Source organism: Sphingomonas sp. IC4-52 (genome assembly GCF_020707225.1).
In the GTDB taxonomy this organism is placed as follows: domain Bacteria; phylum Pseudomonadota; class Alphaproteobacteria; order Sphingomonadales; family Sphingomonadaceae; genus Sphingomonas.
In genome coordinates this window covers 55,603-78,853 of record NZ_JAJFEU010000003.1, presented here as the reverse complement: position 1 = coordinate 78,853, position 23,251 = coordinate 55,603, and the positions used below count along the sequence as shown (strand labels likewise).

Genomic DNA, 23,251 nt, shown 5'->3' with positions numbered 1-23,251 from the left:
GGCCGCTCTCCTTATTCAGCGGCAACCGACAGCAGCGGCATTCGATCCGTCTGACGCAGTTCCTCCGCAAACCATGCGCAGGTCCGAGACAGGCCATCTTCAAGTGGAACGAGCGGAGCCCAGCCGAGCAATTGCTTTGCGCGGGTAATATCGGGCTTGCGACGGCGCGGGTCGTCCACGGGAAGCGGCTGATAATCGATCCGCCCCTTCGTGCCGGTCATGGCGACGATGCGCGTGACCAGATCGCCCACCGTCAACTCGTTGGGATTGCCCAGGTTCACCGGTTCCGATCCGACGGTGTCACTGTCCATCAGGCGGATCAGCCCGTCCACAAGATCGCTGACGTAGCAGAAGCTCCGCGTCTGGCTGCCGTCCCCATAAACGGTCAGCGTGTCGCCCGAGAGCGCCTGACAGATGAAGTTCGATACCACACGTCCGTCATCCGGGTGCATCCGCGGACCGTAGGTGTTGAAGATGCGCGCGATGCGGACGTCAGCACGATTAAGTCGCGCAAAATCGAGCGCCATCGCCTCGGCAGCGCGCTTCCCTTCGTCGTAACAGGCTCGCGGGCCGGTGCAGCTGACGGCGCCGCGATAATCCTCGCGCTGCGGGTGCACTTCTGGATCGCCGTACACCTCGCTGGTGGAGGTAAGGAGGAAGCGGGCGCCGGACTGTTCCGCCAAGCGCAGCAGGTGATCGGTGCCCAGGACGCACGTCAGCATCGTATGCTCCGGGTCCGCCTGATAATGAGGCGGCGAGGCCGCGCAGGCCAGATTGTAGACGCGCGTGATCCGGTCCGTCAGGTCCGTCACCGTCGCCGGCAGCTTGTCGATCACGTCGGCCTTGATGAAGCTGAAGCGTGGGTGATCGATGAGATCATCCAGATTCGACGGGCGCGATGTCTGCAGGTTGTCGAGGCAAAGGACCCTCTCGCCGCGGTCAAGAAGCGCCTGACACAGATGCGATCCGATGAAGCCCGCGCCACCGGCAACAAGGGTGATCGGACCGGTGGTGTCGCGGGTCTCCGAACGATCCATGCTGGGCTTGCTCCTGTTGGGGCGGGGCCTCGCGGCCTCCGTGAGATAGGTTTCGAGTTCGGCAGCGCGGTGCTGCGCGGTATGAGCGGCGAGCACGCGGGCACGGGCGGCCTCGCCGAGCGCGGCGGCATCCTGATCGAGCGCGGCGAGCGCCTGTTCGGTTGTGTCTGCCAGCATGATTTCGGTGCCCGGCTTGAACAGGTCGTCGATGCCGTCCCAGCGATCGGACAGGATCGGCGTGCCGCAAGCGCCAGCCTCGAACAGGCGCACTGAGGGGGACCAGCCGGCAGCAATCATGTCGGCTCGGGTCACGTTCAGCGTCAAACGCGATTCGCTGTAAAAGGCCGGGTGATCGGCCGGCGGCAGGTGATCGATCCGGGTGACATTGGCCGGCCAGTCGATGTCGTCGGGATATTGCGGCCCGGCGACGGCGAACTGCAGGTCCGGGCGGCGGCGCGCCGGCTCGATCAGCAGCTTTTCCAGTGTCGGCTGGCGATCCGGGCTGTAGGTGCCGAGATAGGACAGCGCCCAACGCTTGGAGGTGTCGAGCGGCTGGTACCGCTGCGCATCCACCGTGCAGTAGAGTGCGCGAGCCGCCTTGGCGCCATACTGCCTTTCGATCCGGTCCAACGTCGGGCCGCCGGTGAAGGACAGATACAGGTCGAAGTCGGGGATCACCTCGGGCGAGAGATACTCGTAATCTCCGCGTTCCAGCTTCGCGAGCGTAACCGGGGTGTCGATGTCGTAAAAACCGGTGACACCTGTTGCGGTGCCTTGCACGAACTTCGCGACCGCTACGCCGTCTGGCACGTAAGAGCCGACGAGGACCGCATCCGCCTCGGCAATGGTGTCGCGCCAGTTCTCGAGATCGGCGAGATCGGCATAGTAATCGAGCCGGCAGAAATCGGGATCGACCAGGTCGCGGCGATCGCCGGCGTACCAGGGAACGGTTCGCTCGAGGAACTGGATATCATGGCCGCAGGCGGCGAAGCCCGACAGGAGCGCTCGCCAGGTGGTGGCATGGCCATTGCCCCAGGAGGAGCCTAGGCTGAGGCCAAGGACGACGAGCTTCATGCAGCCACCTTCGCCTGTTCGACATGGGCGCGCAGGAGTTCGTCCACTTGGCGCGCGCGCAGAGCATAGGTGTGCTCGGCCAGGACGCGGCGGCGAGCCGCATCGCCGATGGCGCGGGCGCGTTCGGTGGTGAGATCGGCGAGGAGATCGGCGACATCCTGCCCAGTGTGCGCGACAAGCACTTCTTCCCCGGGGATCAGGAACTGCTCGATGCCCTCCCAGTAATCGGTGATGAGGCAGGCACCGGCACCGGCAGCCTCGAACACGCGGGTGGCGGGCGAATAGCCCACCGCCGCCATCGAATCGCGAGCGATGTTCAGCACCGCCCGCGGCGTGCAGTTGAAGGCATTGTGATCCGCTGTGCCGACATGCCCGAGATGGCGGACGTTGGACGGCATATGCTTGTCGTGCCAGCCGCTGCCACCAATTAGGAAGCTCTGCTCAGGCAGCGCCGCCGCGGCAGCGAGGAAGAATTGCTCTACGCGTGCCTCGCGGTCGGGCAAGCGATTGCCGAGAAAGGCAAGGTCGCAGGCGAAGCGATCGTCGGGCGCAACGGGGTGGTGCGTGTCGGGATCGACCGCATTGTACACCGGGATGCAACGTGCCGCGCCAAGCGCCTCATAGGCAGAGACGACGGGCGGGCCGCCACCATAGGTTAGCACCATGTCGAGCTGCGGCAGAGCGGCGCGGACGGGATGTTCGGGATCGGCGCGGATCTCGTCCAGGGTGGCGGCGGCGTCGACATCCCAGAAGATCTTGAGCGCATCGGGGCGCGCATGCTCGACGATGCCGGCGATCAACTCCGCATCGAACACGCCGACGCCGCTCGCCTTCACCACCACATCGGCATGGCGCGCCTCTGCGAGAACCGAGCGAAGGCCTTCCTCAGTCGCGGGATAGACGATCGACGTCGCATATTCGGGCGGCTCGATGTCGCGATTGGCCTGGCGGTCGAATGCGTCGGGTTCGTAGAAGGTGATCTGATGACCGTGCGCCGCCAGTGCCTTCAGGATGCCGCGGTAATAGGTGGCGGCACCGTTCCAATAGGAGGACAGCAGGCTCGATCCGTAGAAGGCGATCTTCATGCGGCATCCTTTGTCTGTTCGGGCGTGCGCAGGCTGGCAACGATAGCGAGCAGCTGATCCACACGATGCGCGCAGCTGTGGCGCGCCTTGATAGTGGCGAGGCCGTGCTGGACGAGCGAGCGGCGCAAGCCGGCATCGTCACGCAGGGCGGTGAGATGGCGGGTCATTTCCGCGCCGTCGCGGGCGACCAGATAATCCTGCCAGGGGCTGAACAGGCCTTCCGCATCATCCCATGGTGCCGATACCAGGGGAATGCCGCAGGCCAGCGCCTCGAACACGCGGATGGTCGGAATGCCGGGTAGGATGGTGGAATAATAGCGGCGCGGCACGTGCACGGTGGCCAGATGTTGCGCGAAGATGTTCGGCGCCGCGGCGTTGGGCGCCCAGCCATGGTAACGAACGCCATAGCGGTCGAGCGTCTCCAGGGCCTCGGCCGGATAGCGGACGCCGTAGATGTCGAGCCGTAGGTTTGCCTGCTGCGCGGGTGCGAAGAGGAATTGCTCCAGTTCCTCGGTCCGCTCGCCATCGCCCCAATTGCCAATCCAGACGAGGCCGCTCCGCTCCCCCTCGATCTCGGGCGGATGGAAGCGGCGCAGATCGGCCGCCTCATGCCACGTCCAGACGCGCTTGCCCCAGCCCCAGCCCCGGTAGATTTCGCTCAGCGTCTCGCCGAACGCCAGCACGCCATCATAGCCGGTGAGGTCATAAGCCCGCATCGCATCGGGCTCACTCACCGCGCGGTGATGCGTGTCGTGAAACAGAAGCGTGTGGCGCGCGCCCCGCTTGCGCTGCTCCCCTAGCGCGGCGACGAGCGCATGATCGTTCCACTCATGCACGATGACGAGATCGGCGCCATCGGTCAGCTGGTCGACCGGCGTCGCCGGATCGTAGGTGGAGGCGGTCAGCTCCGGATAGCTGCTGCGCCAGGCCGCCAGCCCTGCCTCGCCATGGTCGGCGAGAAGGTTGGCAAGACTCCATGCACCTTCGGGCTCATAGGCGACGATGTCATGTCCCCGCGCCACCAGTTCACTGAGTACGCCGCGCAGGAAATGGGCATTGCCGTGGTTCCAGCAGGAGGCCAAGCTGTGGGTAAAATAGATGATCTTCATGCCGCGACCCTCTCCTTGGTGCTGGCCGGGGACTTGCCGACGGCGGCTGCCGCTTCGGCGTAGAGCGTGCGCATCGCTTTCGCCGTGGCGCTGACGGTGAAATGCGAGCCGCGTGCGATAGCGACATCAGCGAGACGGGCGCGTTCGGTATCGTCACTCATCACCTGCGCGATGGCGTCTGCCCAGGCGGCGGGATCATCGCCGGCGACGAAGCGCGCGGCGCCGTCCCACAGCTCCCGGAAGGTGTCGATATCGGACAGGATGAGGGGGCAGCCCGCCTGAGCTGCCTCCAGCACCGCCAGGCCGAACGGCTCGAACGATGCGGCAGAGACGAAGACTGGCTGTGCGGCCAGCATGGCGGCCATGCCGTCCGGCGTCAGCTCCCCCAGAAGGTGGAGATGTTCCACCGGAACCGAGGCGCCATGTGGCGCACGGGTTGCGCCAGCAGCATAAAGCGGCGCGGCGAGGCGCCCGGCAGCGGCATCGAGGAGCGGCGTGCGCTTTACCTCGTCCCAGAGACGGCCGGCGGTGAAGGCGATGTGGCGCATGGGCGCCGCCGTGAGCGGCGCTGGCGCCCGGCCGTTGTGCACGACGATCGGCTGCACCGGCAGACCATAATAACGAGCGACCGTCCTCGCGTAGCTTTCGCTGGGCGCCACTACGCAGGTCGCGCGGCGAAGCCCTTCGGCGACGAGCGCACGATGCCAGACAAAGCCCGGATCGAGCGGTGTTCGCGGTCGTGCGGCTTCCCACCAGGTGGAGACACAACCATGTGCTACGACCACCACGGGAAGATCGCCCGTCAGCCCGGCGGCAAGCGCTGGCTGGTTCACGTGGATCAGATCAGCGCGGTGGCGGATGGCGAGGGCCGCGACGGTGGCGGCGGCATGCCGCACGGCGACGGCATCATCGGTGAGCCAGTCGAGCGGTTCGCCTGTTTCCACCAGCGTCACCCGGCGCAAGGCCGCCACTTCCGCGCGCTGAACGTCGGATGGGGTGGGGCCAAGCACCGCCAGCACCGTTTCAATGCCAGACTCTGCCAACGACCCCGCCAGATCAACGGCGTAGCGCCAGACGCCGCCCACCGCATCAACCGTCATCAGAATTCGGCGTAAGCGGTGCGTCACACCGCCACCTTCAGGGTGGGCTGCGGCGCCGCGCCGAGCGGCAGGTTGCGCTCGGCCGAGAGCCAAGTGGCAAGGCGACGCAGGCCGCTTCGCCAATCGGCCGGCTTGGCAAGGCCAAGCGCCGCGTCGGCCGAGCGCCGATCCGCGACGAAATAGCGCTGGTCGCCCGCGCGCCAATCACCGAACCGCAGATCGATCGGGTGACCAACGATTGCCTCGATCTCCGCCAGCACGGTACGCAGACTGACGGCATTGTTCGGTCCACCGCCCAAATTGAAGACGTGCCCGCTGTAGCGATCGATCTGCCGCCACAGCGCAAGATAGGTGTCCACGGCATCGCTCACTTCGAGAATGTCGCGAACCTGATGACCGTCGCCGTAGATGTCGATCGTACGACCTTCGAGCGCTCGGATGAGGAAGTGGGCGACCCAGCCCTGATCCTCGGTACCCATCTGGCGCTCACCGTAGATGCAGCTCATCCGCAGCACCGCCCCGGGCACGCCGTAGCTGCGCGCATAGTCGAGTACGTACTGATCTGCCGCCCCCTTGGAGCAGCCGTAAGGCGTGTGGAAGTCGAGCGGACGGGCCTCGCCAATGCCATACGCCTTCACGAGCGGATCAACCGGTTGGTAGCCGTTTGCCGTCTCGTCAAAGGCGAGGTCGGCGAGATCGCCGTACACCTTGTTGGTGGAGGCGAAGATAACCGCTGGCGGCTGCGGCGATAAGCGGGCGGCCTCCAGCACGTTGAGCGTGCCGGCGATGTTGATCGCGAAATCGTCGCGCGGATCGACGAGGCTGGTCGTTACGGCGACCTGTGCCGCCATGTGGAACACCGCCTGCGACGCCTGGACCGCATCGGTCATCGCGGCCTCGTTGCGAATGTCGGCGATCCGCACGTCGATCTTGTCGCCGTGGCTCGACTTCAACCATTCGAGGTTCCGCCTAACGCCCTCGCGAACGAGCGCGTCATAGACGATGACATTGTGCCCTTCGCGCGCCAGCCGATGCGCGATGTTGCTGCCGATGAAGCCGGCCCCGCCAGTGACGAGGATCGGGCGACCGTCGCGGGCGTGAGGGTCGGTGGTCATGCGACCAGACCGCGCTTTTCGAGTTCAGCCCGCGCCTGGCTAACGCGATCCTCGGCGGTCTGCTGCGCAACCCAATCGGCCAGCACGGCAAGCTCGGTCTCGAAATCGGCGGTGGCGCGGAAGCCCAGCTGCTGCTCCGCCAATGAAGTATCGCAGAAGCAGTGGCGGATGTCGCCGACGCGCGCCTTGCCGACGATCTCGGGCGTCGCATCATTCTGGCCCATAGCGCGGCCGAGTGCCTCGGCCACCTCGGTGACCGAGCGGTCCTTGCCCGAGCCGACGTTGAACGTGCCGCCAACTGCCTCGGGCAGGAACAGCGCCTCGGCAAAGGCGCGAGCGACGTCACCGACATGGACGAAATCGCGGCGCTGCTCGCCATCCTCGAACACCATCGGGCGCTGTTTGTTCAGGAGGCGCGAGGCAAAGATCGCAAGCACGCCGGTATAGGGATTGGAGAGCGCCTGGCCGGGGCCATAGACGTTGAACAGCCGCAGGCAGACGCTTTCGATACCGTAGGGCGCGCCCATGATGTGCGTTGTGCGCTCCTGCACATATTTGTTGAGCGCATAGATCGAGGAGAGCGCCGGGCGCTTGGTCTCCGGCGTGGCGACGGGGACGAGCGGGCGACCTTGCGCGTCGGTCGGATCCCACTGCCGCTGGCCATCGCGGATCATCCCGCGCGCGGCATCCTCCACCAGATTGCCGTCGGCGTCGCGGTACAGACCTTCGCCATAGATGCTCATGGAGGAGGCAGTGACGACCCGGCGGACAGGTTTGTCGATCAGCCGCTCGAACAGCACGGCCGTTCCGACGTCGTTGACGGAGGTGTAGCGTTCAACCTCGTACATCGACTGTCCGACGCCGACCTCAGCGGCGAGGTGGACGACGCTGTCGATCCCGTTCAGCGCTTTGGCAACGGCATCCCCATCGCGCACGTCGGCGACGATCAGCTCCGCCTCTGGCGCAAGGTTCCCCGGGCGGGCACCACTGTCGCCGTGGACTTGCGGGAGGAGATTGTCGAGGATACGCACGCGGTGGCCGCGGCGAAGCAATTCTTCAGTGACAAAGCGGCCGATGAATCCGGCGCCGCCCGTGATCAGAATATGTTCGCTCATCAGTCCCCGCTTCGTGTTTGTTCTGGTTTTCCGCCCGCTTAGGAGCGGCCCCACGGAAGCAGGAACATCTTCATCTACCCTTTGTTCCCGAAGCGATACGATTTGCGGGCGGCCTGCGTGCAGGCTTAGGTGGAACGAGGAAGCGCGCCGCCCGTTCAGGCGGCATCTTCAACAAAGATGCGGTGGGGGGCTGGTTGACCACGATTATCCATCTCGTGCGGCACGGCGCGCATGCTGATGCCGGACGGGTGCTTACCGGGCGTGGCGGTGATGATGGACTGGCCTCAATCGGCAGGGCCCAGGCAGCATGGGCAGCCGAGCGGCTCGGATCACAGAAGGTGGTGCATGTGGAGAGCAGCCCGCAGCGGCGCACCCGCGAAACGGCGGGGGTAATTGCGGCAGTGTGCGGCACAGAGCCTGAGATCGTCGAGGCGCTCGATGAACTCGACTTTGGCGACTGGACCGGCCGGGTGATCGCCGATCTGGACGGAGATCCCGACTGGACTCGTTGGAACAGCGCCCGTTCGCAGGCCCAGACACCCGGCGGCGAGCGGATGACGGACGCGGTGAGCCGCGCGGTCGCGCACCTCAACGCGCTGGGACGGCAATCATGGTCCGGGAGCGTGGTCTGCGTGTCACACGCCGACATCATCCGCGGCGTGGTGGCGCATTACCTCGGGCTCTCGCTGGACCGGATGCTGTTTTTCGATGTCGATCCGGGCTCGATCACCAGCCTGGTTGTCGGCGAGTGGGGCGGACGACTGTTGTCGCTCAATGTTCAAGCGGCGTGATGGCAGGTCAACCGGTGCCTTTTTCCTCAAGAACGTCGAGCACTTGTTCGGGTGAAACGTCGCGCTTGATTTCCTCTATTTCCGGATCGCTGCCGACGCCCATCTTGTCGGCAATCCGTTCGATCATGCCCGCCAGGCGGGTCAGTTCATGTTCGGCCAGCAGCGAGATATGAAGATCGAGATCACCCCGCCGGTCCGCCGCCGCAGACATCCGGTTCTGAGAAATCAGTACAAAGGTGGAGAGGAAAATGGCCTCCACCGAGGCTTCCATCGCAAGCACCACAAAGGTCGGATCAAAGGGCTTGAGCCCCGGGATCCAGCCCAAATTCCAGACGATCCAGCCACCGAAGAGCAGCGCGTGCAGCACCACGAAGCGCATCGAGCCTGCAAAGCGCGTGATCGCGTCTGCGATCCGATCGCCGGCCGGCGCGTGCTTCGCCTGACGCTCGGCGCGCGCGCTCAAACGTTCGATGTTGTCGCGCAGCGTGCGCGTCATCTGAGCGTCGGTCATCGTGGCATCATCCCGGCGTACATGCCCGCGGCAACGCGCAGAGCGCCAAGATCGATCATTCATCATTGTGCGAAAGGCGGAAAAACGTGACCGAATTCATGCAGGCGGCAGTACTCCAGGGGCCGAGCGCCATCAGCGTCGACCAGGTTCCCGTGCCGCAACCCGGCCCTGGAGAAGTGCGGGTCCGCATCGAAGGATGCGGCGTCTGCGCGTCCAATGTCGAGCCGTGGGAGGGACAGCCGTGGTCAAGCTGGCCGGGCGCGCCGGGCGGGCTGGGGCACGAAGCATGGGGGGTTGTGGACGCGGTCGGGCAGGACGCCGATCTGGCGGTCGGCACGCGGGTCGCGATGCTGTCCGAACGCGCCTTCGCTGGCTACGACGTGGCGCCGGTCGAGAAGGTCGTGCCGCTTCCGGCGGCGTTGGAAGGCCAGCCCTTCCCGGGGGAGCCAATCGCCTGTGCGGTCAACATTTTTCGTCGTGCCCAGGTTGAGGCGGGGCAGTGGGTGGCGATCATCGGCATCGGCTTTCTTGGCGCAATCCTGACGCGTCTGGCGAGCGAGGCGGGCGCGCGGGTCATCGCCATTTCCCGGCGCGACGAATCGCTGGAGCTGGCCCGTCAGTTCGGCGCGGAGGTGACGATCCCGATGATCGATCATTACAAGATCATCGGCGAGGTCGGGCAACTGACCGGCGGTAGCTTCTGCCCGCGGGTGATCGAAGCAGTCGGCAAGCAATGGCCGCTCGACCTCGCGGGTGAGCTGATCGGGTTCGGCGGGCGTCTCGTGATCGCCGGCTATCATCAGGACGGCCCGCGGCAGGTGAACGTCCAGAACTGGAACTGGAAGGGGATCGACGTCGTCAATGCTCATGAGCGCGACCCGGCGGTGCAGATGCGCGGCCTGCGCGAGGCGGTCGATCTCGTTGCCAGCGGGCGGCTTGATCCGACGCCGCTCTACACCGGCAGATACCCGCTCGACCGACTCGGGGAGGCTCTGACCGCCACCCGGGACAAGCCCGGCGGATTCGTTAAAGCGCTGGTTACCATGGCCTGAAAACTGGCGGTGCACGGCGCTTCAATAGCTTAGCTCGATAGGGCCGCTGCGGGCCCTTGCGGGTCGCCTGAAGCGCCGCGTAGCGCCCGATCAAGAATCCTAGGATCATCCGCGATTCGCGCCGCCCGCAACGTAGGTCGGGTCGCGTTTTAACCAGCCCATTCAGTACCTTATCACTTTTTTTGACGGATTTGCGCGGCCGGGATCGAGTCAAGGCGGTATATTTCGGAAATGTGGCAGGGGCCGGACTTGATCGACTCACGGCCCTGTTCCTAAACCTCGGGCAGTCGCCACGGCACGTTCTGCCTGAGGCGCTCAAACGAACCATCGTCGTAGCCGACCGTGGCGGGGGCCACATCGGGGGACAGTTTTGCATTGTTGATCTGTGGTCGCGACGTGCGTCGTGGCCCTAGGAAAGGTGTGCGTGCCGTTGTCACAGTTTGTGGTGCCAGATGATGGGGACGATTTGGCACGGGCATGGGCACGGGTGCGGACCAACCTGCGCGAGTCCGCCGGTGCGCGGCTGTTCGATCAGTGGCTGAAGCCGATGCAGTTGGGCGACAGCGGTGATCATGACCGCGTCAGCCTGACCCTGCCGTCGGCATTCATGACGAACTGGGTCCGCAGCCATTACGCCGACCGTCTCTTCCATGAATTTCGCGCGGTCCTGCCGCACGTTCGCGCCGTAACCATCGAGACCGCCCCGGCCCGTGAGGCCCCGGCCGTGATCACGATGACGCCAGCTGCGGCTCCCGCGCCAGTAGTAGCGGCTCCTGCCGCTTCAGGCGGCGGAGCGGCAGGAGCTCATATCGGCGGTTCGGACGTTGAGCGCCCGGCATTGGAGGCGCGCTACACCTTTGAGCGCTTCGTCGTGGATGCATCGAACCGAGTGGCGTTCAATGCGGCCAAGGCGCTGGCGGAGCCCGGCCCGGTGCGGTTCAGCCCGCTGTTCCTCCATTCGGGGACAGGCCAGGGCAAGACCCATCTCATGCATGCGATCGGCCATTCCTTCATGGCCGCGGTGCCTGGTGCCCGTGTGATCGCAATGTCGGCCGAACGCTTCATGTTCGACTTCGTGGCCGCGTTGCGCGCCCGCGATACCTTTGCGTTCAAGGCACGGCTTCGCTCGGCGGATCTCCTGCTGATCGACGATCTGCAGTTCATCGCGGGCAAGGACGCGACCCAGGAAGAGTTCTTCCACACCGTCAACGAAATCATGACAGCAGGAAAGCGGCTGGTGATCTCCGCTGATCGCTGCCCCCAGGCACTGGATGGTATCGAGCAGCGCATCATCGGGCGCATGGCGATCGGCCTGGTCGCCGATATAAAGGCGCCCTCGCTCGAGCTGCGCCGCACGATCCTGGATCGCAAGATGGCGGACCTGACCGACACGACGGTGCCGTGCGATGTCCTCGACATGCTCGCGGCCCGAATCACCGGCAACATCCGTGAGCTGGAAGGCGCGCTGAACCGGGTCGTCGCTTATGCGCAGCTGACCGGAGAGACGATCGACCTGGACTTTGCACTCACGACGCTCGGCGACGTGCTGCGCGGTAGCCAACGGCGGGTAACGATCGACGAAATCCAGAAGCTGGTCTCCACCCATTTCGATCTGAAGCCGATGGACCTGATCTCCGCACGCCGGGCGCGTGCGGTGGCACGGCCGCGGCAGATCGCCATGTACCTTTCCAAGCGGCTGACCACGCGCTCGCTTCCGGAGATTGGCCGGAAGTTCGGCGGGCGCGACCATTCCACCGTGATCCATGCCGTGCGCCGGATCGAGGAGCTGCGGGACAGTGACCGCGAAGTCGACGGCGCGGTGCGCACGTTGATGCGCGAACTCGAGGGCTGAGGCTTTCGCGTTCTCCGGGGGAGTGGCAGGCGAACCGCCGAGGCGGAGCTTGCCGGATTGCGGGTCAGCTCGCGAGAAATAGCCCGCCCGGAAGAGCCACTATCGCGTCGTAAAGCAGGCGATCGAGGGCGTTATAGGCATCGATCGCCTCAACGTCCTCAGCGCTAAACATGGGGTCGGCTCCCCGGGCGACATTGATCTGCGGAACGCCGCCAATATCCGGTAGATCGATCAACCGACCGAATTGCGCCAGATGATCGTCGAGCCGCTCCTGAATGCCGACAAACACGAAGTCGCGTTTGATGATCGCGAGGGCAGCAGCGACCTTTGACTCATCATGGTCCGGCATCACGTCCGGCGCGGCGGCGAGCTCATCGCAGCCGCGGCGCCACAAGGCCGAGGGAAGGCCGAACCCTGCGTAGCGCGGAAAGCGGCCGTCGATCGCTGGCCAGCGAACCGGCTCTGGCGGTGCGCCGAGGATTCTGGCCAGCATGAGATTGCCGGGAATGATCCCCTTGCGCAGCAACTGCGCGGTCGACCAGTTGGCGAATGGCGTGTCCCGCAAGGGCGCATTCGGCGGAGCGATCAAGAAGCGGTGGTGGGAGCGAACCCGATCCCGCGGTGCGCGCAGAATGGTGGCATAACGACAAGGCCAGCCGATCGCCTCGCCAAATCCATGGCTGACGTGAGATATCAGTATCTCTGCATCGCGTAGCAGCGGGGCGAGGCGGGCCGCCGTTGCAGGGTCGCCAGCCTGACCTTCCACCACGGCGCGCGCGCCGATGCTGACGACGGCGCGATCAGGAAGTGCTCGCTCGAGCACCCGGCGCACAGCAGTCCCCGCAGTCTTGGGAATATGGATAAAGGTGATCCTGGGCGCTGCCATCTGGCGGTATCGCCGTGCGGCGGATCTTGCACCGGGGGCGCGACGTGCAACCATGGTGAGGGGCGCGCCGCGACGAGCTTCGTGCGCAACGGTCGCCGCCCAGCGGTTCGCGAGCGCTGTTTCCAGATGGCGTCCTTCAAAGAGCGCGAGATCGTGGAGAAAGCGCGCGTGATCGCTCTCGCTGCGCAAGCGCCCTCGCGAAGCGCTTTCCTTGTGAAGCAATTCGGCGGTCGGCGTGCAGACCGAGCGAAGGCCGAGCTCCTCCTTCACACGCATGCAGAAATCCACATCGTTGAAGCCGAGCGGGAAGCATTCTGAGAAGCCGCCTATCGCCTCGAACACTGATCGACGCACGGCGAGGCACGCGCCGGTTACGGCTGGCTGCGTGCGAAGCGACCGGAGGTAGAACGGCGCGGTGCCCCGCGGCGCTGCGCGAAACGGGTGAAGCGGGCTGCCGCGGGAAGAGAAGACGACTCCCACATGTTGCATGGTCCCGTCGGGGAACCACAGGGTAGGGCCGGCCACCCCCACTTCGGGTTGGCTGGCGAGTCCGACCAGTTCGGCCAACCAGCGTTCCGACGTGACCTCAATATCGTTGTTGAGAAAGCAGAGGATTTCCGCGTCCGTCATCGCCGCCGCACGATTGTTCAGGCGAGACCAGTTGAAGGGGCCGTCATCGCGCAACACGCGGGCCAACCCCTCAGCCTGGAGCCACCGCAGATAATCGAGCGTCGCTTGCTCCTCCGAACCATTGTCGACGACGATCAGCTCGAAGGATGGATAGGCAGTCCGATCAAGGACCGAGCTGATACAGGAAGCGATCAGATCAAGCCGGTCACGGGTGGGGATGATCAGCGCGACCCTGGGCGCTGGATCGGGAACGCGGGCATGAACGGCATAGCCCGGAGTGTCGTGCATCTTCGTGCGGCGCCAGTGCCCGCGCACGGATCCCTGCTGCTGCTCGTAAAACGCTGGTACCGCGCGCCGGTGGAACAGCACTTCGGGAACATGCGCGATCACTGCTTCCGATAGATCGGTCAGCAGGCGAACGCCGCAATCCGGATCCTTCAGGGATGTGCCGGCGGTCGCAAAGGCGCTTGGCCGGGCCGCCACAAGGGTAGCCATCTCAGGTTGTGCCCGGGCGAAAAATGGATCGGGACCCGGAAGGAAGACGCGGCTGTGACGCCCGGTTTCGTCGATGTGGTCGAAATCCGCATAGACGCAGGCGAGCGCTGGATTGCGCACGAAAGCGCCAGCCAGGAAGATCAACGCGTGATCGGCGAGGCGCCCGGTTCGGGGATCCCAGTGTAAGATGAGGTCTGTAGGCGGGGCCGACGCATCAACATCGGGCGTGAAGAGGTGCCAAGCCGGGTAGGGCTGGGACATCAGCCAGCTGTAGGCGTCCTCAGCGACGTCGGTGGGCGTATCGTTCGGCAGCAGCACGCCGACGCTGGGGTGGAGTGGCCAGTCGTGAAGACCAGTGGCGGCAGCGCAATCAGCGGCGTCGGTAAAGGTGTCGCAATGCAACGCCCAATCCCGATAGGCCGTCCGCGTCGCCAGTTCGTCGGCACAATTGGCCTCGTCACGAAGCTGGCGTTCGACGGCTTTGTCGAGCAGCTCGGCATCGGCAATGGAAACGGGGATCGGCGGACTCTGGCAGTGATCAGGGCCCAGTCGTGTGCCGAGGCCAATCAGTTCGGCAGTAACATCGACCCGATAGTCGCCGGGTTCGATCGGGGCCGTCGCGTCGAGCGCCACCATGCACGAGTTGCCGGGCTCCAGCGGGTAGGGCAGCAGAACGGTTACGGCATCGCGGATCGGAACGGTCGTGGGCGGGATCCGGCGCCAGCGCGCGCGCAGGCGAATGCCGCCGGGATCTGCGGCTTCGATTCGGGTGGCTCCCTTGTTCTCGACCGTGGCGAGCAGGGTGATGGCCGACCCAGGCAGATAGGCGCCCGGTGGAGGCGCTAGCGTGATGCGGCACTGAGCCGTGGACGAGGCGGGATCCGTCGCTTCGTGTGGGGCAATGCGGATGCTGCCTCGCGCCGGCTTGAACGTGCGCCCGCGCGTGAATGGGAGTGAGGGGGCCAGGATGAGCGAACAGAGCAGGGAATGTTCGCCGGGGGTCTGTGGGACGTCGATCTCAATGTCGAAGGTTCGCTCGGCGCCCGGTGGTACGGTTTCCGGCAGGGGAACTCGTTTGATGTGGCCGCCCAGATCTATCCGCAAGGTCACTTCGCCCGTCCATGCGTACGGGGAATCGTTGCGAACGGTGATCGGCAAAACTTCGGAGAGGCCGGCGCGAAACGGGTGCGGCATATCGCCGAACAGGATAGAACCGGCCGCAAACGCGGCGAGATCGGCCGCCAGTGCGGGTACGTCGGCCAAGCCCTGACAATCGTCACCGTCTAGGACCAACCGAATGGCATGCAGGCCCGGTGGAGGTGCGGGAAGCCGCTTGCGGACAATCGGAGGGGGCACCCGCGCCTCCCCGGCGGTAAATTCGTGTGTGCCGACGAGGACCTGAGTGCCGTCCTCACTCACATACGAAATGATCAGCGTGCAGGGCCGGGCGGTCCCTCGAAGGAGTTCCTGGAACGCCGGCGGAAGAGAGAGGTCGAGAACGCGGTCATGATCGCGCGGAACGATGATCGGCCCGTCCATCCCGCCCCAAACTCCATCCCTGCCGCAAGGGCCGCCCATCACCGCCTGCTAAGGTGTTGGCGCCCGCACGTCCATGACGTGGTGCAGCTGCGCAGTTTCGAGGAAAGATCCGATTCCAAGCGGTTCCCAGGAGCGCGAATTGCAAAGTCCTGAGAATCGGCGCTAGTCACCGCTCGTCTGCTCGCACTGGGTGGGTAGGGAATGGCTCCGGGGAGCAGCGACGCATCCGATGCGTAAAACAATTGTCCTGCATATTGGCGCGTCGAAGGCGGGATCATCGTCCATCCAGGCCTTCATTCGCCGCAACCGGTTCGTGCTTGCGCGTCTTGGTTACGCCGTCCCGGACGTGTCGCTCGCGACGGGAGACCGCATCACTGGCGATCATGTTTTCGCCCTGGAGGCGCTTGCCAAGGATCGCGACGCCAGCGGGTTACGCGATCGGATCGATGCGGTCTTCGATGGGGCGCGTCCGAATACGCGGGCGGTGCTACTGTCTGCGGAGAACCTCTCGAATCTGGGAAACAGCGCGCTCATCGAAGGGCTCGCCGCCCATTATGATCTGCGCATCGTCATCTATTTGCGGCGTCAGGATGAGTTGCTGACTTCCGCCTGGCAGCAGTGGGCGTCCAAGGTGGAAACCGACTTTCACGCCTGGTTGATCCTGGCGCTCAAGCAGTTCGGCCATTGGGACAAGGTGCTCGCGGAATGGGAGGCGCAAGCCGGTCCCGCGGCGATGGTGGTCAGAGTATTCGATCGCGAAAGCTTCGTCGGAGGTGATCTGCTGCGCGATTTTGTCGATGCGATGGGGCTAGGCGAGCATACCGATGCCTTCGACTATCAGCAGTCGGATTCCAACAAATCGGTCAGTGATGCGGTCACGATGATGGTCGCTGGCAATCGCAATATTTTTGCCGATGTCCATGACAACAAATTCTACGCCGGACTTAACGACCTGACTGGCGATGCGCTGGTCGAGAAAAAGAAGCTGTCATTGCTGACCAAGGCGCAACGCGACAAGATCATCGAGTTCTATCGCCCGGTCAATGAGGCGGTCTGCCGGAAATACTTCCGTGGACGCTCCAGGCTTTTTCCTCACGTTGACCACGAAAAGTACCGATATCTTTCGGGCGACCAGCTGTTCGACGAAAAGCTTCGCGTGGTCATGACCATCGTCGCCGCCCTCGTCAAAGATCGGCGCCGCTGAGCGTTCGCCGTCGCGTATGCTATGATGGCGAGGTCGGAGGGAACGGCCTCATCAGAGGCGTGAACAGCTTGGGGATTGATCCGTCGGGGAATTCGGCCGTCCGGAGCCGATGATCCGCGTCATCTAGCGCCCGCATGACCGATGTAATCGCAAGTTTTTCGAACGACTGAACCCGGTTCGCCAAGCGCCGCGCATCGGCCCGACCAGAAGCGCGGAGACGATCGCGCCGGCGCAGTCATGCGCGGTTCGAAGCGGGCCCGCAGATCCACGATCCGTAGCCACGGTCGCGGCACATCAGTGCTGCGGGACAGCAATAAGCGGGACAGGTCGGGTTGACCTTTGCGGGGTGCGCGGGGATGAGCGCTATGGGGTCGTCCGGCGGGGGAGATGCGTATTCGTGGACGAAAATGCGCCTATCCAGATCGTGAAGGCTGACGCACGTCAGTGGATCGTCGAGCAGTTTGATTCCGCGTTCTACCGCAAGCAATTGCGGGAAGCGGGGGTTCATCCGCTGCCGCAGCGCGCCCTGCGCCACTATCTGGAGGAAGGGTGGATCGCGGGCTTTGATCCGTCGCCGCGATTCTCAACGGAACTATATCTCGCGCTGCACGAGGATGCTCGGGCGGCTGGATGCGCGCCGCTGGAGTATCACGCCTCGATAGGCCGCTTTCGCGGTGCCGAGATCCCGCCGTCGGACCGAAGCGTTGGTGCTGGCATCGCCTCCGTAGAGACGATGATGTCGCAGCTGCGCGAGCTCTTCGACGAAGAATATTACCGCGAACAGCTGCCGCTGCCATTCGACGGCGATTTGCTGGAACATTACCTGCAGAGCGGCTGGCGACAGGGGCTTAACCCGTCGCCGTCATTCGAAACCGAATATTATCTCGGCGCCAATCCTGATGTGGCAGAGAGCGGCATCAACCCGCTGCTACACTTTGTCCGGCATGGCCGCGCCGAGGGGAGGCGCACGGCTTGCCCGCCCAGCGAGGAAGCCAACAAGGAGGATCCTGGCGACGCAGCCGTCAGCCAGCAGGAGCCGATATCTCAATCGTTGCCGGAGGGCGATCCCGCAGCAGCCCTGTTCGACCCGGCATATTACGCTGCCCAGCTTGAATCGGTGCCGGATGGCGTCTCGCTGTACCGCCACTTCATGGACAGCGGCTGGCGCCAGCGGCTGGATCCGTCACCGGATTTCAGCACGTCCTATTATTTGGAAACCAACCCTGAAGTCGCGGCGGCGGGAATCAATCCGTTTCTTCACTGGGTAAATTATGGGCGGTACGAAAAGCGCCCGGCGGTACCGTATCACCGTCAGCCCGACTTCTCACCGCTCGTGTCGGTGATCGTCCCGAATTACAATCATGCCCGCTTCCTGGAGCAGCGGCTCCAATCGATCTTCGGCCAGACTTACCGCAATATCGAACTGATCGTGCTTGACGATGCCTCGACCGACGACAGTCGGGAGGTGATCGCCCGATTGCTGGAACAGTGCCCGTTCCCGTGTCGAACTGCGTTCAACGACCGTGGGACCGGCAGTCCATTTCGCCAATGGCAGCGCGGTCTGGCGATGGCCCAGGGCGAGCTCATCTGGATCTGCGAAAGTGACGATTTCGCGGACAGTCGGTTCCTTGAACATCTGGTGCCGGGCTTTGCTGATCTGTCGGTCAAGATCGCGCTTGGTCGTATTGAGTTCTGCCGCGCGGATGGCACGCCGACGGCCGGAATGGCTGGCTTTCGCGATGGTGCGGAGCCAGGCATCTGGGACAAGGAAGTGGTCCGCCCGGCTGCCCAATGGTTTCGCTCAACCTTCGCCAAGCGCAACATCGTCACGAATGTGGGTGGCTGTGTCTTTCGCAACCAGCAGGTCGATGACGAGATCTGGGATCGAGCCGCGCAGTTCCGGATCGCGGGGGACTGGTTTCTCTATATTCACCTGCTCGGTGGCGGGAAGCTCGCCTATCATCCCGAGGCCATCAGCTACTTCCGCCAGCATGAGGCGAACACGTCCGCGCGCAACTTCGACAAGCTTTATTACTATGAAGAGTGCTGGGCCGTTCAGCAGGAGATCCGCCGTTTCTGGCGTGTGGATGAAGCGGCCGGCGCCCGGTTCGTCGAAGATCTGGCGCACCAGTACAAGCATTTCACCGTGGACCGGGAGCATGGCCGTTTCGAGGATCGCTATAGCACCGCTTCGCTGATGCCGACCGGCAAGCGGGCGCCGCACATCGCGATCGGCTTCCTGGGCTTTGAGACCGGAGGAGGGGAGTTGTTCCCGCTTCTTCTCGCCAATGAATTTGCACGGCAGGGCTTGATGGTATCGCTGATCGCGGCGAACCTGACCGATCGCAATGACGACATGGTGGCGCGGCTCGATCCAAGGGTGGCAGTCTATTCACGCGACGACATGTTTCCGGCCGGGCCGGCGGCTCTGCTCGACCGCGCCGGCTTTGATGTTATCCATTCGCACAGCGTGCTGATCGAGAACCTGTTCTTCGAACGGGGCGGGGTGCTTAATAGCCCCTATGTCGTTTCCATGCACGGATCGCACAACCTTCCCGGCGGTGCGCTTGACCGACTGTTGTTCCGTTCGCTGCGGAACGTCGATTACTGGGTATATACCGCCGAGAAGAACCTTGATGTCTTCGCCGGTATTCCGCTTGATCGAACCCGTTTCATCAAGATGGCGAACGGCATGCCGCGCGACCTGCGGGAGGTGCCATTCACGCGAGCGAGCCTGGGCATCGGCGAAGATGCGACGGTGTTCACCTTCGTTGCCCGGGGGATTCAGCGGAAAGGCTGGCGCGCGTCGGTCGAGGCGTTCCAGATGCTCAAGGCGCGCCATCCCGATCGCGAAATGCACCTGCTGATGATCGGAGAAGGACGGTTTGCCGATCGCTCGCGGGAAATTGCCGCCGGCGATCCTGCTATCCACTATCTCGGTTACCAATCCTGCATCAACGGCATTTACCGCATGAGCGATTGCGCGCTCGTGCCCACCCGGTTCGAAGGAGAATCGTTCCCGTTGTGCGTCATCCAGGCGCTACAGGAAGGTTGCCCGGTGCTGGGCAATGACGTGGGTGAGATCCGCAGCATGTTGACGTCCGACAAGGGCGTTGCGGGTGCCGTCACGAACAACATGCGCGACACCGCTGGCTTTATTCACCTTGTCGCCGAAACCATGGAGCAGTTCCTAGACCCTGATTTTCGCGCGTCCGCCCGCGAGCTGACGGCGGAGGTGGCTGGCCGCTTCAGCATGGAAGCCTGTGCTGCCGCTTATCGCGCCTTGTACGATCAAGCGATCGCGATGCGCCCATGAATGTCGCCGGGCGCGGCGCGGTTGTTGTCGGCGGCGGCTTTATCGGTAGTGCTGCCGCGCGGGCCCTTAGCGTTGACGGCTGGGCGGTAACGCAGATTACCCGGGCGGGTTCGGCACCGGCCTTGCCGAACGTGGACCGAGTGCTGATCGATCATCGCTCGCGGGCGGTGCTGAACCATCTCGCGGGCGCCAAGGTGGTCGTTCATGCGACGGGCGAGATGTTGCCCGCCTATGTCCCGGACGATTTCGCCGCCGCCTATGTCGAGCAGGTGGCGCCGATCATCACGCTGGCGGAGCGTGCGCATCAGGTTGGCGTCGGGAAGATGCTGTTCATTTCCTCGGGTGGAACCGTCTACGGGCCCAAGGCCGCCGTGCCGGCACATGAGGAGAGCCCAACCGAGCCGAACAATGCCTACGGCTTTCTGAAGCTTCAGACCGAGCATGCGCTTCGTTTTGTCACGGCATGCACCGGCATGCCGACGCTGTCGCTGCGGGTGGCCAATCCCTACGGTCCCGGTCAGCGCACGGACCGTGCGTTCGGCTTTGTCAGCACCGTGTTCGAGCGCGCGTTACGAGACGAAGAGGTGGTGATCTGGGGCGACGGGGAAACGACGCGCGACTTCTTGTTTATCGAGGATCTCGGCCGCGCGATTGCCGCTGCTGCGGCCGCACCCCCGGCCAGCCCGGTGGTGAACATCGGATCCGGCAACGAAGTCTCGCTAAATCATATATGTTCGCTGGTTGAGCAGGTGACTGGCCGCCGAGTTCGGCGCATCTATCAACCTCCTCGCTCCGTGGACGTACCACGCAGTGCATTGGCCATCGAACGGGCGCGGGCGGAGCTTTCGTGGAAGCCGCAGGTCACGCTGGAAGATGGCTTGCGGCGCATGCTGGAGGCGCGGTGATGAGAGCCGAACGGCGAGCGATCGTCCATATCGGTCACCGGAAGACCGGGACGACGTTCATCCAGAATCACTTCCACGCGAATCGCGCGGCGTTGTTGAATGCAGGGGTGCTCTACCCCTTCGAAGAGGCAAATCATTCCTTTGGCTTGTCCGGTATTTTCCGCCAGGATCATGCAGAACAAGCCCCGACACCGCGCGATCGATATGCTTCGGATCCGGAGCGTGCCCGCACGGAGCTGGACCGGGAACTCCATGCCTCGGAATGGCACACGTTGGTGCTGTCCGGCGAAGTGCTGACCGGCTTCTCCCGGCGTGAGCTGGAGGCGTTCTCGGATTGGCTGGATCGGCATGTTGCGCACGTGCGGATCGTCTTTGTGGTTCGCGACCCCGTCGAATGGGCGGTCAGTGCAGCGCAGCAGCATCTAAAAACCCGCGGCGATATCGATGCCGTGTTCGACAGGCCAGAAGCTGCACACTGGGCCAACATCATCAAACGCTATCGTGCAGCCTTTGGTCGGCGCGCCGTGGCGGTGCTGGAATATGAAGCGCTGGCCGCGGTGCGCGAACGCTTTGCCGCTCAATTTGCGCTCTCGGCCGGGCTGGGCGCCGACATTGCCGCCATCGTTCAAGGCGATGGAACGACGGTGAACGAGTCGCTTTCAATGGAGGCCGCGCTGATGCTCGGGCGCTACAATGTGCGCGTGCCCGAACTTCAGGATGGTCGGCGCAATCCGGCGCGCAGCGGAACTGAATCACGGGCGTTCGCGGGACTTCCCGGTCACAAATTCGACCTGCCGCAAACAACACGTCTGAAGGCCCATGCGCAGAGCAGGCAAGACGTGGCCTTTCTCGCACGTGAGTTCGGGATCACCCGGTATTCCTATCCCGCAAGTGACGTCCCGCCGAGCCGCTACACGGAAGAAGTGTCGGTTGAGTTCCTTGATGCCCTGACGGACCGGCTGGTGAGCCTTCAGGCGGACGCGTTGGCGACTCGCCTCCTTCTGGATCGGCAGCGACTGCGCAACAAGGGTGACAGGGCCGGGGCGGCGGCTGCACTCGAGGCGGTGGCAACCCGGTTTCCCACTGATGAACGCGTGATCCGCGCCGTCGCCGCTCGGGAGGCGGCGAAGGAGCGGCAAGGCTGACGCTACCCCGGCGTGAGCTTGGTCGGCAGCTGCCGCCGCCGACCTCTGGGGTTCGATCAGACGTTGAAGCGGAACAGCATCACGTCGCCGTCGTGGACGACATATTCCTTGCCTTCCTGCCGCAGCTTGCCCGCCTCGCGCGCACCAGCTTCCCCGCCGAGAGCCACGTAATCGTCATAGGCGATGGTTTCGGCCCGGATGAAACCGCGCTCAAAGTCGGTGTGGATTTCACCCGCCGCCTGAGGTGCCTTTGATCCCGCAGGTACGGTCCACGCCCGTGCTTCCTTCGGGCCCACCGTGAAGAAGGTGAGCAGGTTCAGCAGCTTGTAGCCCGCGCGGATGACCCGGGCGAGGCCGGTTTCCTCAAGGCCCAGTTCGCCCAGGAACATGGCGCGGTCCTCGGCCGGCATGGTTGCGATCTCGGCTTCGATGGCGGCTGACACCACCACTGCTTCGGCCCCTTCGGCGGCGGCCTTTTCAAAGACGCGGGCGCTGTGGGCGTTGCCAGTGGCGGCATTCGCTTCTTCGACGTTGCACACGTAAAGCACCGGCTTGGCAGTGATCAGCTGCGCCTGGGCGAAGACACGCGCTTCTTCCACGTCCTTGGGCTGGGTAAGCCGCGCCGGCTTGCCTTCTCGCAGGAGCTCAAGCGTTTGCCCGAGCACGCTGGCGCCGATCTTCGCTTCCTTGTCGCCCTGCTGACCCTTTTTCACCAGGTTCGGTACGCGCTTCTCAAGGCTTTCCAGATCAGAAAGCATGAGCTCGGTTTCGACGGTCTCCGCGTCGGCGATCGGATCCACCTTGCCCTCGACGTGGGTGACATCGCCATCCTCGAAGCACCGCAGAACGTGGACGATCGCATCCACCTCCCGAATGTTGCCGAGGAACTGATTGCCCAGACCCTCACCCTTGGATGCGCCGCGCACCAGGCCGGCAATGTCCACGAAGGCGAGCTGAGTTTCGATGATCTTGGCAGACTTGGCGACCTCGGCGAGCTTCTGGAGCCGCGGATCGGGAACGCCAACATTGCCGACGTTCGGTTCGATCGTACAGAAGGGGTAATTGGCAGCCTGCGCCGCCGCCGTCTCCGTCAGCGCGTTGAAGAGGGTGGACTTGCCCACATTCGGCAGGCCCACGATGCCGCAGCGGAAACCCATGATCGATCCTTGGTAAAGCTTTGGGGGTAGATAATGTGCTGCGCCCTACCGCGCGACGGGCTGCCGCGCCACCCTGTGCCGTTGCCCTGTAACGGCTGTGCGGGCGTGCTGGGGCGGCGGAAAGGGGCTGCTT

The 23,251-nt window shown here is 64.2% G+C and carries 16 protein-coding genes; 7 read left to right on the top strand and 9 right to left on the bottom strand.

Features of this window, described 5'->3' with window-relative positions:
- Positions 1 to 11: 11 nt before the first annotated feature.
- Genes LK535_RS16925 through LK535_RS09315 form a run of 6 tightly spaced genes read right to left on the bottom strand, consistent with a single transcriptional unit; the run spans position 12 to position 7,635 of the window.
- Entirely contained in the window at positions 12 to 2,111 is a 2,100-nt protein-coding gene (locus LK535_RS16925; RefSeq protein WP_321576552.1) for a bifunctional glycosyltransferase/UDP-glucuronate decarboxylase, read from the bottom strand.
- Complete coding sequence (locus tag LK535_RS09335) at positions 2,108 to 3,196, bottom strand: glycosyltransferase family protein (RefSeq protein ID WP_227771641.1); 1,089 nt, start codon at positions 3,194 to 3,196, stop codon at positions 2,108 to 2,110. Before LK535_RS09335 ends, LK535_RS16925 begins: the two co-directional genes overlap by 4 nt.
- On the bottom strand, positions 3,193 to 4,305 hold the full coding sequence (locus LK535_RS09330) for a glycosyltransferase family protein (RefSeq protein WP_227771640.1): 1,113 nt from the start codon (positions 4,303 to 4,305) through the stop codon (positions 3,193 to 3,195). Before LK535_RS09330 ends, LK535_RS09335 begins: the two co-directional genes overlap by 4 nt.
- Complete coding sequence (locus LK535_RS09325) at positions 4,302 to 5,405, bottom strand: glycosyltransferase family 4 protein (protein WP_227771639.1); 1,104 nt, start codon at positions 5,403 to 5,405, stop codon at positions 4,302 to 4,304. The genes LK535_RS09330 and LK535_RS09325 overlap by 4 nt, the downstream gene beginning before the upstream one ends.
- A gap of 23 nt (positions 5,406 to 5,428) precedes the next feature.
- Positions 5,429 to 6,520 carry an SDR family NAD(P)-dependent oxidoreductase gene (locus LK535_RS09320; protein ID WP_227771638.1) on the bottom strand — a complete coding sequence of 364 codons (1,092 nt, stop codon included), beginning with the start codon at positions 6,518 to 6,520 and terminating at the stop codon, positions 5,429 to 5,431.
- Positions 6,517 to 7,635: an NAD-dependent epimerase/dehydratase family protein gene (locus tag LK535_RS09315; protein ID WP_227771637.1), complete on the bottom strand. Its 1,119-nt coding sequence runs from the start codon at positions 7,633 to 7,635 to the stop codon at positions 6,517 to 6,519. The genes LK535_RS09320 and LK535_RS09315 overlap by 4 nt, the downstream gene beginning before the upstream one ends.
- Before the next feature lie 194 nt (positions 7,636 to 7,829).
- On the opposite strand from LK535_RS09315, the gene LK535_RS09310 reads away from it, so the two are divergent.
- Positions 7,830 to 8,426: a histidine phosphatase family protein gene (locus LK535_RS09310; protein ID WP_227771636.1), complete on the top strand. Its 597-nt coding sequence runs from the start codon at positions 7,830 to 7,832 to the stop codon at positions 8,424 to 8,426.
- A gap of 7 nt (positions 8,427 to 8,433) precedes the next feature.
- On the opposite strand, the gene LK535_RS09305 is transcribed toward LK535_RS09310, so the two are convergent.
- The gene (locus LK535_RS09305; RefSeq protein ID WP_227771635.1) at positions 8,434 to 8,922 is read right to left on the bottom strand and encodes a DUF1003 domain-containing protein; all 489 of its coding nucleotides are present in this window, start codon (positions 8,920 to 8,922) and stop codon (positions 8,434 to 8,436) included.
- Positions 8,923 to 9,023: 101 nt separating this feature from the next.
- On the opposite strand from LK535_RS09305, the gene LK535_RS09300 reads away from it, so the two are divergent.
- Both LK535_RS09300 and dnaA read left to right on the top strand, forming a co-directional pair.
- Positions 9,024 to 9,989 carry an MDR/zinc-dependent alcohol dehydrogenase-like family protein gene (locus LK535_RS09300; protein WP_321576551.1) on the top strand — a complete coding sequence of 322 codons (966 nt, stop codon included), beginning with the start codon at positions 9,024 to 9,026 and terminating at the stop codon, positions 9,987 to 9,989.
- A 424-nt stretch (positions 9,990 to 10,413) separates the two neighbouring features.
- On the top strand, positions 10,414 to 11,841 hold the full coding sequence (gene dnaA, locus LK535_RS09295) for a chromosomal replication initiator protein DnaA (RefSeq protein WP_227771634.1): 1,428 nt from the start codon (positions 10,414 to 10,416) through the stop codon (positions 11,839 to 11,841).
- A 64-nt stretch (positions 11,842 to 11,905) separates the two neighbouring features.
- Here the strand turns inward: dnaA and LK535_RS09290 are convergent, their stop codons facing one another.
- Positions 11,906 to 15,391 carry a glycosyltransferase gene (locus tag LK535_RS09290; protein ID WP_227771633.1) on the bottom strand — a complete coding sequence of 1,162 codons (3,486 nt, stop codon included), beginning with the start codon at positions 15,389 to 15,391 and terminating at the stop codon, positions 11,906 to 11,908.
- Between the two features lie 190 nt (positions 15,392 to 15,581).
- Here LK535_RS09290 and LK535_RS09285 point away from each other — a divergent pair, with 190 nt between their 5' ends.
- The 4 genes from LK535_RS09285 (at position 15,582) to LK535_RS09270 (ending at position 21,961) form a co-directional block, all read left to right on the top strand.
- The gene (locus LK535_RS09285; protein ID WP_227771632.1) at positions 15,582 to 16,595 is read left to right on the top strand and encodes a hypothetical protein; all 1,014 of its coding nucleotides are present in this window, start codon (positions 15,582 to 15,584) and stop codon (positions 16,593 to 16,595) included.
- Between the two features lie 397 nt (positions 16,596 to 16,992).
- Positions 16,993 to 19,911, top strand: a complete 2,919-nt coding sequence (locus LK535_RS09280; protein ID WP_227771631.1) for a glycosyltransferase — start codon at positions 16,993 to 16,995, stop codon at positions 19,909 to 19,911.
- Positions 19,908 to 20,816 (top strand): NAD-dependent epimerase/dehydratase family protein, encoded by a 909-nt coding sequence (locus tag LK535_RS09275; RefSeq protein ID WP_227771630.1) that lies wholly within the window; start codon positions 19,908 to 19,910, stop codon positions 20,814 to 20,816. Before LK535_RS09280 ends, LK535_RS09275 begins: the two co-directional genes overlap by 4 nt.
- Positions 20,816 to 21,961, top strand: coding sequence for a hypothetical protein (locus LK535_RS09270; protein ID WP_227771629.1), 1,146 nt, complete (start codon positions 20,816 to 20,818; stop codon positions 21,959 to 21,961). Before LK535_RS09275 ends, LK535_RS09270 begins: the two co-directional genes overlap by 1 nt.
- 56 nt (positions 21,962 to 22,017) lie before the next feature.
- Here the strand turns inward: LK535_RS09270 and ychF are convergent, their stop codons facing one another.
- Positions 22,018 to 23,118, bottom strand: coding sequence for a redox-regulated ATPase YchF (ychF, locus tag LK535_RS09265; RefSeq protein WP_227771628.1), 1,101 nt, complete (start codon positions 23,116 to 23,118; stop codon positions 22,018 to 22,020).
- Positions 23,119 to 23,251: the final 133 nt, after the last annotated feature.